This is a genomic window from Microbulbifer sp. CnH-101-G (assembly GCF_052466775.1).
In genome coordinates, this window is record NZ_CP174292.1 from 2,945,396 (window position 1) to 2,959,076 (window position 13,681).

The 13,681-nt window shown below is 49.2% G+C and carries 9 protein-coding genes; 6 read left to right on the forward strand and 3 right to left on the reverse strand.

From position 1 onward, the window contains the following. Nucleotides 1–6: 6 nt before the first annotated feature. From ACJJID_RS13045 to ACJJID_RS13055, 3 genes are all read left to right on the forward strand, one after another. On the forward strand, nt 7–1,674 hold the full coding sequence (locus ACJJID_RS13045; protein ID WP_444919858.1) for an FAD-dependent oxidoreductase: 1,668 nt from the start codon (nt 7–9) through the stop codon (nt 1,672–1,674). Nucleotides 1,675–1,779: 105 nt separating this feature from the next. Beyond that, nucleotides 1,780–2,292, forward strand: a complete 513-nt coding sequence (locus ACJJID_RS13050) for a flavin reductase family protein (protein WP_444919859.1) — start codon at nt 1,780–1,782, stop codon at nt 2,290–2,292. Nucleotides 2,293–2,493: 201 nt separating this feature from the next. Then, a complete protein-coding gene (locus tag ACJJID_RS13055) occupies nt 2,494–3,225 on the forward strand; it encodes a glycerophosphodiester phosphodiesterase (protein ID WP_444919860.1) in 732 nt (243 codons plus the stop codon). A gap of 160 nt (nt 3,226–3,385) precedes the next feature. Here ACJJID_RS13055 and ACJJID_RS13060 read toward each other — a convergent pair whose 3' ends face one another. Together ACJJID_RS13060 and ACJJID_RS13065 are read right to left on the reverse strand one after the other, a co-directional pair. Beyond that, nucleotides 3,386–6,007, reverse strand: coding sequence for a TonB-dependent receptor plug domain-containing protein (locus ACJJID_RS13060; protein ID WP_444919861.1), 2,622 nt, complete (start codon nt 6,005–6,007; stop codon nt 3,386–3,388). Nucleotides 6,008–6,383: 376 nt separating this feature from the next. Beyond that, the gene (locus ACJJID_RS13065; protein ID WP_444919862.1) at nt 6,384–7,934 is read right to left on the reverse strand and encodes a M20/M25/M40 family metallo-hydrolase; all 1,551 of its coding nucleotides are present in this window, start codon (nt 7,932–7,934) and stop codon (nt 6,384–6,386) included. A gap of 737 nt (nt 7,935–8,671) precedes the next feature. On the opposite strand from ACJJID_RS13065, the gene ACJJID_RS13070 reads away from it, so the two are divergent. Further along, entirely contained in the window at nt 8,672–9,301 is a 630-nt protein-coding gene (locus ACJJID_RS13070) for a DUF2799 domain-containing protein (RefSeq protein WP_444919863.1), read from the forward strand. A gap of 330 nt (nt 9,302–9,631) precedes the next feature. Here the strand turns inward: ACJJID_RS13070 and arfB are convergent, their stop codons facing one another. Next, nucleotides 9,632–10,039 carry an alternative ribosome rescue aminoacyl-tRNA hydrolase ArfB gene (gene arfB / locus ACJJID_RS13075; protein ID WP_444919864.1) on the reverse strand — a complete coding sequence of 136 codons (408 nt, stop codon included), beginning with the start codon at nt 10,037–10,039 and terminating at the stop codon, nt 9,632–9,634. A gap of 437 nt (nt 10,040–10,476) precedes the next feature. Here arfB and ACJJID_RS13080 point away from each other — a divergent pair, with 437 nt between their 5' ends. Both ACJJID_RS13080 and ACJJID_RS13085 read left to right on the forward strand, forming a co-directional pair. Then, on the forward strand, nt 10,477–12,834 hold the full coding sequence (locus ACJJID_RS13080) for an autotransporter outer membrane beta-barrel domain-containing protein (protein ID WP_444919865.1): 2,358 nt from the start codon (nt 10,477–10,479) through the stop codon (nt 12,832–12,834). Nucleotides 12,835–12,965: 131 nt separating this feature from the next. Then, nucleotides 12,966–13,472 (forward strand): GNAT family N-acetyltransferase, encoded by a 507-nt coding sequence (locus tag ACJJID_RS13085; protein ID WP_444919866.1) that lies wholly within the window; start codon nt 12,966–12,968, stop codon nt 13,470–13,472. Nucleotides 13,473–13,681: the final 209 nt, after the last annotated feature.

Sequence of the window (13,681 nt, forward strand, 5' to 3'; positions counted from 1 at the left end):
GGTGCCATGCCTAAATATCGCCAGTGGGAATGCCAAAACTGTGGCTGGATCTATGATGAGGCCAAAGGCTGGCCGGAGGACGGTATTGCTCCAGGCACCCGTTGGGAGGATATCCCCGAGGATTGGTGCTGCCCCCAGTGCGGTGCCAGTAAACAGGATTTTTCAATGCGCGAGCTGGGTACACCGGAAGGTGGCGCAGCTTCCCCTGAAACAAGCCCTAACTCCCCTTCGCCATCCCATAAAAGCACCTTCACTTTTCGCATTTGGGAGTGCATGGTTTGCGGATGGGTCTACGACGAAGCACAGGGCTGCCCGGAAGAGGGCATAGCGCCCGGCACCCGGTGGGAGGATATCCCGGAAGACTGGTGCTGCCCGCAATGCGGTGTGGGCAAGGAAGACTTCGATATGGTGCTGGTGTCTTCGGCACCAGAGCAAATAAAAAGCGACAAAGAACCGAGCCATCATAAAGCCCCCACGGCCCCTATGGAAATCCGGGCCCCACTGGTGATTATCGGCACCGGCCTGGCCGGATATAACCTGGCGCTGGAATTCCGCAAACACGACCGCACCAGCCCCCTAATGCTGATCTCCAGTGACGATGGCACCTTTTACTTGAAGCCCCTATTGTCCGCTTCTCTTTCCCATGGCAAAACAGCCCAGCAATTATGCCAAGCCAGTGCCGAGGAAATGGCCCGCAGGTTGAACGCGCAAATTCTGGTGCATACCCATGTCGTTTCTATATCTCCCCATTCCAGAGCACTGACCCTGCGGCAGGAAGCCGGGGGCCACGCAGCAGACATCCATTACGACCGACTGGTATTGGCCACAGGGGCCCAGTGCCGCAAACTGCCAGCTATCGCTGGTGATGCCCACGCGCGGCTATTTCGAATCAACAACCTGACTGACTACCATCGCTTTCGCACCGCGCTCGTCGGGTGTCAACGGGTGCTATTGATGGGCGCAGGTCTCATAGGCTGTGAATTTGCCAACGATTTGGTGCAAGCTGGCTTTAACGTAACGGTAGTTGACCCACAAGACTGGCCCCTCGCCTCTCTGCTGCCAAAGGCCGCTGGTCGCGATCTTCAGGGGGTACTGAGTGATAATGGGGTGCGTTTTAACCTGGGCAGGTCCATACGTTCACTGAGTCACAGTACAAACGGCATTGAGGCCAAGCTCGATAACGGTGAAATATTAGAAGCTGATATTGCCCTGGCAGCATTGGGCCTGGAAGCCGATACCACTTTGGCCAAAACTGCGGGACTCAAAACTCAACGGGGAATTACCGTCGACCGAAGCTTACAGACTAGTGACCCATATATATTTGCTATCGGCGACTGTGCAGAACTGGAAGGCCACCAGCTCTTTTATGTCGCCCCTCTAATGACTTGTGCCCGCGCACTGGCGCTAACTTTAAGCGGTGAACCCTGCCCTGTGCACTATGGGGTTGTCCCCGTTGCGGTTAAAACGACACTGCGCCCAACTACCGTATGCCCACCCCAGCCAGATGCCGAAGGCAGCTGGGAAATTTCTTCTGACGATGAAGGCGTCTGTGCCGAGTTTCGCAATCACCATGGAGAACTGCTGGGCTTCGCCCTAACGGGTGCCGCAATCGCAGAGAGAGAGCGGCTCACCAGCGAATGCGTGCCACTTATGAACGATAAGTCATTTGAATAGCAGTATTCGAGCATCTTTCACTAGCTTGCGAGGCAAGACGCGCAATCAGTACGCTTTTGCCGTAAAATGGTCGGCTAGCACAGTTTTTGTACAAGCAACCATCGTATGTCGACAGAAAGAAGCCCTATTATCACGCCCTCTCCTCAACAAAGCCGCCTGTTGCGCGATACTCTGGGGCAATTCGCTACCGGAGTCACGGTGATTACCACCCGGGATTCAGAGGGCCAACCTGCGGGAATGACCGCCAACAGCTTTAATTCTGTATCCCTAGACCCCGCTCTAGTGTTGTGGAGTATCGACAAACAGTCTCTAGGCTATGAGGCCTTCACCACCCGCGAACACTTCGCCGTACACGTACTACGCGCTGACCAACAGCACGTTTCCAACCTGTTTGCCGGCCGTGGGGCCGATAAATTTGGACAGATTCAATGGAAAGAGGGTCCCGATGGCATACCTCGCCTGGAAGAGTGCGCCGCCTATTTCCATTGCCGTCGAGCCCAATGTATTGAGGGCGGTGATCACACCATCCTATTGGGAGAGGTACTGGAGTTTTGCGCTTACGGCGGCGAACCCCTGGTTTTCCACCGGGGACGCTACCGCGCCTTGGCTGGGGAATAGGAATCTATAGAGGGATTCCACAGGCAATTTTTCAAAGAGGGCCAAGGGCCCTCTTCCTTTATCCTGTTTCTATTCATTAAGTCTGTACAAAATATTTCGAATCCTACCGAAGTTTGCAGCCGATAAACTTTGGTAACCCAATCATCCCATCGTCATAATTCCATGACAGACTCAAAAGATTCTCCGGGGAGTTTAGCGACAGTGAATCCAGGCACTCTTTTTTGCTTCGCCCATCGTGGATACCAGCTTCGAGCCAGTGAAAATACCCTGCAGGCCATAAGCCAGGCTCTGGAATTAGCCGTCGGTGGTATTGAAATTGATGTCTGGAATATCGGCGGACAATTGCTAGTTACACACGATAGGCGCTTGGGAAGGCTGCTTTCCGGCAACGAATTGATAACCGATCTTCACCCGGATACTTTACGTGAGCGTACCTTACCCTGTGGCAACAAAATTCCGACCCTACGGGAAGTATTGGAATTAGTCGGCAACAGTGCCCAACTCAATATAGAGATCAAGGGCCCCAACTCAGCAGCGCTGGTAGCGAAAGAAATCCGAATGTTCGTTAGCGACGAAGGAACAAGCTTCGAACAATATATTGTTTCCTCTTTTGATCATCGCCAGCTGCACGAGTGCTTGCATCTAATACCAGAGGTGCGCCGCGGTGTTTTATTCAGCGGTATTCCTTTGGATCTGGCCGCGAGTACAGGGCCTCTCAAAGCTTACTCATTACACACCTGCCTGGATTTTCTCGAGGCCGATTTGATCGCCGATGCGAAACGCAGGGGTTTAAAAAACTATGTTTTTACCGTTAACAACCCAGACGACTTATTACTGCTAGCCACTCAGGGGGTGGATGGTGTCTTTACCGATGAGCCACAAATAGTACTGGACTTCAATACGCAGGTTCTTGCGGGTGCAAAATCCAGCTGAGGATTTCTCTCTAATGAGGGTAATGAATCAACACCAAAAAACCCGGCATACGCCGGGTTTTTTGGTGTTGCCAATTTGAAACTATGGAAAAGTTAGATTGGCAATGATCATCCTTTAAAGAAGACTAAGGAAATCGCCCCAATCAAAACACTCTGTCTCGTTAAAATTCTGCACTCGCACGCAGATACCAGAAGCCTCCATTAAAGCCAAACGGTGAAGTTAGAGCGTGACGCACCCCTAAATACTGCAAAGTACCATCTTGCTCATCATCAGGCTGTACATCGAAAATATTTTCACCACCTATGGCTAATTTATAATTCTCATAGAGGGTAAAAGTTGCCTCTAAATCCACCAAAATTTCACTACCGTAGCTGTAGGTATCCGAAGCGTCACCTGGCCCAAACAAACCACCAGTAGACTCCCAATCACTATAACGGTTCAGGCGCAAATAGCCGCTAAATATAGCGCCAGTATCAATATCAAAAGTCAGTGTGGTGCGGTCACTGGGAACCTGATTTTCCAGATCAAAAACTCTGGAGGCATTAATAGTATTGGCAGCGACATTACTCACTTCCTGCTTATTGTGATTGTGGCGTAAATCCACAACCAGTAAATTGCCTGCCAGCTCAAAGTCACTGGTAATGGCCAGATCGATACCGGAGACTTCTGAATCGTATGCATTGACAAAATAGTTGGCATTGCTGCCATTTAAAAGCTCCGCATTTTCAATTCCTGCACCAAGTAATAAATCAATCTCAGCGGTCCCTATCGCGTTGCTGCGTAAAGCCAACCGATCCTCAATATCGATATTGTAATAATCAATAGTGATGTTGGTATTGTTAAACGGCGCAAACACGGCCCCCAAAGTAAAGCTGGTAGACTCTTCCGGGCTTAACTCCTTCGCCCCCAGGGCCATCGCTATCGGATGATTCACTGGGTAGGTACCATTAGGAATTAAGTTACCGCTGGAGTCCGCCGTAGTGGTGACATTGAGGGTGTTCACCTGCCCAGGTGTTGGGGCACGGAAGCCGGTATTCATAGTGCCACGTACGGCTAAGTTTTCATTGATGTCGTATCGAGCTGAAAGCTTCCAGTCTGAAGTAGATCCAAACTCATCAAACTCTTCGATGCGCACTGCTGCACCAAGTGTCAGTGCATCCGTTATATCAGCTTCAAGGTCGATATATGCGGCAATACTCTCACTACTATAACTACCTACCGCTTCTGAGGGAAAACCTTGGAAACCATCCGAGCCCACTCCAAAATACATCGCAGTGGGGCCTACTTCTGTGGATGCGGCATCGCCGGCACCAATTGAATAAGTTTCTTCTCGCCATTCCGCACCAAAAGCGATATTCAATGGCGAAGCGAAGGCGGCGATATCGATGGGTTTCACAAAATCTGCATTGAGGCTGGACTCTTCCTGGGTGAGAGTACCAGGTTTAAAGCTAGTGGGTGACAATAACCCAAGACTGGGGTTAATAGAGTCTTTTAAAACATATTCTACTTCGTTCTCTGCAACCCGAGCGCGCAGATCCCAGGTTAAACCATTTTGAAATTCTCCACGAGCACCCACAACAGCGGAAATATCATGAATTTCTGCTCCAAATTGCGGGTTGTAGCCACCGGGGAACTGGGAATAAATTGGGTTACGCAATACATAGCCGCTGGGGCTGGAGTCATCTGCCACCAGATAATCAGACGGATTTAAGCCCTGACCGACAATATAATCAATCAGTGACTGTGGTGCCGGATCTGGAATATAGTCGATACTATCTGGATTGCTGGGGTCATTGGGCATATCAACCTGCAAAGTACCCCGAGCGGTGAACTCGTATTCAGGATCTAATACAGGACCGCGATAAAAGAAGTCAGAAATAGTTTCATTCGTGGAATAACCGAAGTTTCCGTACAGTTCCACATCGTCGTTGATATCCAAACCGCTGTTGACAAAGAGTTTTAAAGCCTCCACATCTGGGTCACCCCAGCGTTGGCCAAGGCCATCTAATGGCACCAGATTTTCACCAACTACAGAGCCCACAAACGCTGCATCTGGACGAGCAACACTTCGCCAGGTTTTATCTGCCTTTGAATATTCCACCGTGGCATTGACAAAGCCCTGATCAAAAAGGCTAAAACCTACATTGGCGGCAAAAGAATTGCGGGTCCCATCTCCCTCAAAGTATTCACCGGTCTGAGCGGACAGCCCAAAACCCTCGGCATCATCCTTTAGGATGATATTAACCACACCAGCAATAGCATCAGAGCCGTACTGGGCCGAAGCACCATCGCGCAGTACTTCCACCCGTTCGATAGCCATGGATGGCAGTGTGGAAAAGTCCACCGCCTGGGCCCCCTGGTTTACAGTGCCCAGAGGAGCGAGCTGCAAGTTCACCAGAGCAGAACGATGGCGGCGAGTGCCATTGACCAATACCAAAGTCTGATCTGGGGATAAATTGCGCAGAGTCACCGGTCGAATAAAAGCTGTACCATCGGCGATAGGAAAACGCTGGGTATTAAAGGATGGAGCAATTTTTGCCAGGGATTCGGTGAGATCGAAGCCTGCTTGATCCGCCAGCTCCTCCCCTCCCACAACATCGACCGGGGAAAGCGTTTCTGTTGGGGAAACCCCTTCCTTCCGAGTACCGGTAGTAATCACCTCTTCCATTGTACGATCATCGGCAGTCGAGGCTTTTTCACCTCGATCCTGAGCAAAGGTACCTGGAGCCGTTAGTGCGACAGCGATTGCCAACGATAATGGTTTTAGCAAATGGGTTTGCATATTGCCCGTCCTCTCTTCTCATTATTGATATGGACAGCACACCACCTGACACCCCAAGAAGTGATGCACAGTAATTTACACACGCAAGTAAAATAACCGAGCGCTCTTTCTTATGAGGGAATATGTCAGCTCGCCTCAATGATTAAAATTTTGGCCTCAGCGCAAATGCTTCTCAGCTATTGGCACTTCCCCTCAGCTGATTAGACAACAGTTACTCAAGAAACCAAAACCTATGGCGTTTAAATTTATTTAAAACAATAGCTGACACACCCAGCTAGCAGTCATTACTGCCAGGTATGCCATTTCTCAGACTAAAAGTAAAATCAAGAATGGAGTTAAAGTGCCCAGGGTGAGGTTTACCCCGGGCGCTCGTTGATTATTGTGGGGTATAGGTGACATCCAACTCAAAGCTAGAAGTCTGCCGGCTGTATCCGCGGACCATGATATAAGCCTCGCTATCACCAGTTGGCACTTGTAACGTGCAATTTTCAGCAGAACCATTGTCGTAGGGCCGACAATCATAGTAACGCCAGGTTGGAGCAGCCCCAAATCGCACATATAAATCTGCGTCATTTGTACCGGTCATATCCGCCACAAAGCTGGTGCCGGGTGTTACGCTAAACGGCCCGTAATGCTCTTCACCTCCTCTCGATACACTACCGGAGAAACTTTCAGTTTGCTCCTGGCCGGGATCGGGATCTGGGTCTGGATCAGGGCCGGGATCATCACCAATCGCTCCCTTGGCCAACTCTGCCACATAAGCTGCCGCCAACTTGCCAAACTTCACGGCATGGTTGGCATCGCCGCCGCTATTGGCCAGGGTGTCGTTGATAGTATGGATGTAGGGATTAGAACCATTAAAACTGGCCTCAAAAGGGAAGGAAGCCGCAAAGCCCTGGTCATGCCATGAGGCATGATCGGAACAGGCGTAGCCACAAGTAGTCGTGCCGACACTGAGGTTCCCCTGGTAAGTCTGCACCAGATCTTTCAGGAATGCATTCTGTGAACTGTTTGTGTAATCACCAATAATATAGATGTCACTATTGGAGCCGTAATAGTTGGTCATATCTAACTGCATAACGCCAACCACATTTTTATTCTGGCTCTTATAGTCCGAAGCAATATCATCAGAGCCACGCAGGCCGACTTCTTCGGCCGCATACCCCATAAATGCCAGGGTTTTCGCTGGTTTATAGCCTGTTGCCACAATGGCATTCACCACATCGGTCAGAGTCGCGATACCCGAAGCATCATCATCAGCACCCGGCGCCCTAGTGCCCTCTCCTGTACTCCAGCCAACGGTGGAATCCAGGTGTGCTCCCAGCACCACGATCTCGTCGGGGTTTGTTTGCCCCTGGATCGTGAGAATAACCGAAGGCTGTGCCCAGCTATGGCTATAGAGCTGCACCGAAGCATCACTGCGAGAGCTCGTCAAGGCCTGCCATTTGTCCCGAATCCACTCAGCCGCATCGACGCCTGTAGAAGTGGTGTAATAGCGATTGGTAAAGTTGGAAAGGCTGGTAATTGTCGTGCGAATATTTGCTTCAGAGATTTCTGCCTGTAGGGCATTCACAACATCCGCATTATCAATGGTGTAGCTGACAATACTCGACACAGTATTAGCCAGTGGGGAAAGCTGCGCATTTTGCGCCTCCTCTAAAGAATCATGCACCATAAAGCCACCGCAGCGATTGTGGCTGTTATGCATTATTGTAGAAATATCGGATAAATTATCTTCATTTACCTTCAGTATGGTTATACCGTTGCGCTCTCCTTGTGCATCTAGAGCCTCTTTAGCCATTGACGCACTGTTTTTTTTCAAGGATTGATAACCATCGCTGCCGATCGTTATCCATAACTCCTGTGCCAAAATTGTACCGGGCACAACCAGCAACCCTAGTAGCGATGTACAAATCATTTTTTTCATTATCTTCTCCACATTGATTGATTCTCCCTGCGCAAGCCGGCAATTCCCCAAGAAACACAGGAAGACATCAAAGACTCATGCAAAATCCTTGCACAAACTGCAGGATTAAATGCCGGCAATATTTAAAAAACCCACAAAAACTGACCTTAAAGACGCAACCTGACTCAAGAAGATATGCTGCAAGACATATGGATTTATTTTTATTATTTAAATTTTGGAAAGCGCAGTGATTAACAGATATAAAAATTCAAAAAAAATCAAAAAAACCAGTACCAACCAACGAATGGTACTTGAACAATTTAGCACCATTCCCAAAAAAACAAATAATAATTTTTAAGACTTAACAGAACTAAAAAAACACTGGATAGACAAGTATTGCTATTGGAAATATATAAAGAGAAAATCTAAGAAAAATGAAATCCAATAAGGAGATATTAGAAAAGACTCTCGCTTGATGGCCATAACAAAGATAGTTAGATTAGTAAACCTTGTTTATCCTCCTGAGTCCCCCCCCCTTACCTTTGCATAAAAAGCGATCACCACATAATTTGTTCTGTTCTCAGTTGTAGATACTGACAGTGTTGTTACGCCATGCCGATGAGATCTAGGTGCCGAACGACCACTAAGCGAATTAATGGCTCCAACTGATGCAGACTGGCCTCTTATTGGTTTTCTTCAGCTCGCAGTCAGGTTGATTCCTGTAAACTGCCCTTTTCTCCCAATCACAGGAAGTAGCAGTGAAGCTAAGATTTGGAACCCTCACTCTAATCACCTTTATCCTTTTGAGTGCTGGATGCGCCACCATGAGTGAAGATGAGTGTCATGTAGCTGACTGGCAGGCACTAGGTTATGAAGATGGAGCCGAAGGAAGAGCACTGAGTCACATGGGTAAGCGGCGGGAATCTTGCGCTAAGTATGGTGTTCAGCTCAATACCAGCACCTACCGTATTGGTCGGGAAGAGGGCCTGGAGCTATTTTGCACAGAACTGCGTGGCTTTTCTGAGGGGCGCTCAGGGGAAAACTACGCCGGCGTCTGCCCAGCAGGCCTGGAAGGACTCTTCTTAAAGGGTTATGAAACCGGCCGGGATCTTTTTGTTGCCAGAAGTGCAGTAGAGGAAATAGAGGCAGCTATTCACGATCGGGAGCTTGAGCGCGAGCATCTATTAGATGATCTGACTGAATTAGGTACCCTGCTGGTGGGAGATGAGGCTACACGAGATGAGCGAGTTTCAATGCTAGCCGACATTGCGCGCTTTAAAGTACGCCACACGGAATTAGGGCTGGAGATTGACGACCTGAGGTTCGAGCTGGCGCAAAGGCGCATGGAATATCAAAATTTGCTGGCTAGTTCCCCCTACCCTCATTAGAAAGCTGTATTAAACAGGGCAGAATTAACGAGCAACTGGCATCCAATTACTTTGTGAATATTTCTTGGCTCACCTGTAACAGATGCCAAGCAAATATCATAGGGTTTTAAGTGCGCAATTTACTCTCTTTTCCTCTTCTACAAATTTTGGGTGTGTAGCCTTATATAATTTATTTATGGATTTACTACGCTAGTGAGAGCACTTTTGTACATCACAAGTTGATACCGACTCCTAGCGACTACAAACTATCGAGGGGTAATTGTCTTCAATGACCCCTGTCTTGCTATACAAAAATTACTATAGAAAAGTTACCTAAAACCCTCTTCCGATTTAATCCCTGATCTTTCCTCGCATAGCTTTTACTTGCGAGCGGCGACTTTTACTTTGCAGACGCCGCTCCTTTGCTCCCCGGCTGGGTTTTGTCGCTATGCGCGGCTTATGCACTCTGGATACCTGTTCAATCAACTGTTGCAGGCGCTCCAAGGCATCCGTTCGATTCTTCTCTTGGGTGCGAAAACGCTGCGCCTTAATAATCACAATGCCATCGGCAGAAACTCTTTGGTCCCGCAACTGTAACAGCCGGGATTTTATTTCCTCTGGAAGTGAGGATTTTTTGATATCAAAACGCAAGTGAATCGCACTAGAGACCTTATTTACATTCTGGCCTCCCGCCCCCTGAGCACGGACAGCACTGATCTGCACATCAGCCGAATCGACCTTTAACCGGGCATTTAACATATTTTCAGATCCAAGATTTAATCCATATCTACCAGGGAGAATGCCCATATTTTACCGGATCTCCCGATTCATTGGGGAGAAATACCATGCGGTACTCGGGTACCTGTCACTCAGGTGAAAACACTTGCCCTCCCTCAAAATAAATCGCACCATGCAGCGAGTGATAAAAAAGCTGTAGCGCATTTACCTAAAAACAATCATTCAGTACTATTGCGCCACTTTGTAGCGTGCCTCAAGGCCACCTCATGAAAGAGGTGACCAAGCAGCCAGCCACTTTACCCGTGACTTATTTTATTGTTCGGGTCAATCCGCTAGTATTGCCGAGCTTCCTTGAGGTACAGGAACAAAAAACAATAAAAGATGCACGCCCAGTTGTTTCCTCTGGATTCCTCCCGATGTCTCCGCGGGTGTGCCATTACCGCGACTAGGAGAAAACCATGCCCAACGCTAAGCGCAGCCTTGCGGCGGCTATTGCACTTGCATCCCTCACCAGCGTTTCTGCAATTGCAGAAGAGTCGGCCTTCAGCCAGGTTATTGCTTTTGGTGACAGCCTCACCGATGTAGGCAACTACGATGTATTTACTAATGGTGGCGATGCAAACGATATCGCTATTAATATCCTGTCTCAGAATTTGGGACTGGGTTCTTTAGCAGCATCCTGTGCTGGTATGCAATCTTCTCTCTGCCTACCCAGTATTGACCCTGCATTGATGACTAACCCCGCCAAGCTTGAAGCAGATGTTTCGCGACAAGTTTTTAACGGAGTCAATGAAGCAGGGTCTGTATGGGCTGTTGGTGGCCACAAAGCTGCTGACGTACTGATGAATATTATCGGTACCGAGAACTACATGGCTTTCCTTCAAGCTAATGGTTTAGACCCTGACGTCAATCGACATAATCTTCTTAGCGCTTTTATGCCAGCTGTAGATGCCGAAGGAAAACCAGCCTACCCAGACCAACAGTTGGCCGGCTTGCTAAAACAGAAGTTAACCGAAGCTGGGACCTACGCCGCTATGGCAGAAGCTGCGAAAGCGCAAGGTGATTTAGTCGCTGCAGCCGGGTATCAGCAACAAGCATTAGCAGCCAAAGGCGAGGCTGATCAAGCTCTAGAAGAATTAGGCACTAATGGCAACCCACACCCTCTGGGTAGAGGTTACTTAGAAACTACTCTTGGAACTGCCGATGCGAATGCCCTTTACTGGGTAAATGGTGGTGGCAACGATCTGCTCACAGGCTTCAAGAAGGTCTCTTCTGGCGATATGACTATGGAAGAAGCCACTGCAGAAATTGGCGTCGCCTCAGCAATGATGGCAACGGCAGCTGGCGCACTCTCTGGTGCCGGTGCCAACTATATTTTGGTATCTAATGTTCCGGATATCAGCAAAACCCCAGCTGTATATGCAGCCGTTTATGAGAAAGTTAACACTGAGTTGACTCAAGTAGTTGCTGCGGGCCAGATGACCCAGGAGCAAGCCAATGCAGCTTTGCCAGCCGCTATTGATGAAGTGCTGATAGAGGCCAGCAAAGCCTCTGAAGCCTTTAACGCCAGCCTGCTAGCCCAAACTAAAGATATCGACGGCGTGCTGATGGTGGACCAGGCCGGTCTGCTTAAAGTCGCTCTGAATAATGCCGGCCAACTGGGCTTGTCTGCAGAATTCGATCAAAGCCAGTTCTGCTATGACGGCAGTGGTGGTGAATGCATCGAGCATCCTGTCTACGGTATTAGCCAGGACACTGCCGACGCTTCCAAGCTAATCTTCAACGATACCGTACACCCCACCCAGGTTGGCCAGCAGGTTCTCGCCGACTACTACACCGCTATTGTGAATGCCGCCCAAGTGGCCGGCCAGCTTCCGGACATTGGCGCCCAGGCTGCCCGCACTCACATCAATACCTTGGATGAAAATCTGGTTGGTGTTCGCTACAGCCAGGCTCAAACTGCGGTCTTCGCTGGTAGCGTTTTCGGTGATATCGACTACGACAACAGCTTTGCTGCGGATATGAGCGGCGATAGCAATGCCAACCTGATCGGTATGACCTACGCCCTACGTGACAACCTGGAGCTGGGCTTCGCGGTTAGCCGCTCCGACATCGATGTGGATAATGCCCGTTCCGATATCGAGTCCACATCCACCAACTACAGCCTGTTTGGCCGCTTCCATCACGATGTCTTCTTCGTGGAAGGTAGCATGACTCTGACCGATGTAGACTTTGACCAGGTAAACCGCGCTCTGACCCTCGGCAACAGTTTTGCTTCCGAGCTGGAAGGGGATACCTCCGGTGAGAACACTACTCTGAGCCTGACTGTTGGTGCCAACCTGTTCAGTGAATCCAGCTACCAGCTTGGTCCCTTCATTGGAGTCACCCGAGCTACCATGGAAGTTGACGGTTATACCGAGAAGGCTATTGAAGGCTTTACTTACACCGATACCCAAAGCAATGAGTACGACCCTCTGGGTATGAATTATGGCGACCAGGAGCGCGACTACAATACACTGCGCTTTGGTGCCTTCGCCAACAAGAGTTGGAACACCGTCAATGCTTACGCTCAGATTTGGTATGAAGATACCAACGGAACTGATGACGACACCCTTGAGGTTGGCGTTAAGTCCATGGCTGGCAACATGAATGCTATGCCCAGCTACTCCAGCGTCGACCAGGGCCTCTTTGATGATGGCATGGGCCTCATCGCCGGTATTCGCTGGCAAGCGGCTGATTCTCTCGCTCTGAGTGCCAATGTGACCTCACGCCCAGCGGCTGAGCAAGCATCTGTCAATGTGACCTACCGCTTCTAATCCGGCTAGTGCTTCACAGCATGCCCCCGCAAGGGGGCACAATTTTCTAGAACCCCCTCCCAATACCCTCGCCAAACACAGTTTCCATAGGCAAAATAAACGCCTTCAGATTTCCCTGCATGGCCAAATTCATGTTCCAACTAAACACGCCTAATTTAATACTGCGTGAGCTCCGTGAATCCGATGCTGAATTTATCCTTAAACTTCTGAATGATGCCGATTTTTTACGAAATATCGGCGATCGAAGAGTCCGCAATCTGAAGCAAGCACGCCAATATATCCAAAGTGGCCCTATGGCAATGTATCAAGAGCATCAATTCGGCTTCTATAAAGCCTCACTTCCAGACGGCACCGGAGTTGGCACCTGCGGATTGATCAAACGGGAAGGACTCGAAGATGTGGATATTGGCTTTGCATTTCTGCCGGAGTATCGGGGAAGGGGTTATGCAAAAGAAGCCGCCCGAGCAATTATGGATTATGCCCGCGGCCAACTGGCACTGAAACGCATCGTCGCTATAGCACGCCCCGATAATACCGCCTCTGTAAAACTTCTGGAAAAAATAGGCTTAAAAGCGGAGGGAAGAATTACTTTGCCTGGCGAAACCATGGAGTTGCTATTGATGGCCTGGGAGGCCTGAACTATCAGTAATTCGCAAAACCTATAAAAAATCTTTTTTATAGGTTCAAGGGTAATTGAAACCATCCTCCACACTAATAACAGTAAGCGCTAGTATTTTTCGCCACCATGCTAGTTATAAGCAATGCTAAATACCTTATGAAATCTATGGTTTCTCATTGACAGAGGATGGGGCTGAACTAGTCTCCAACTTACTAACCAGGAGAAGAC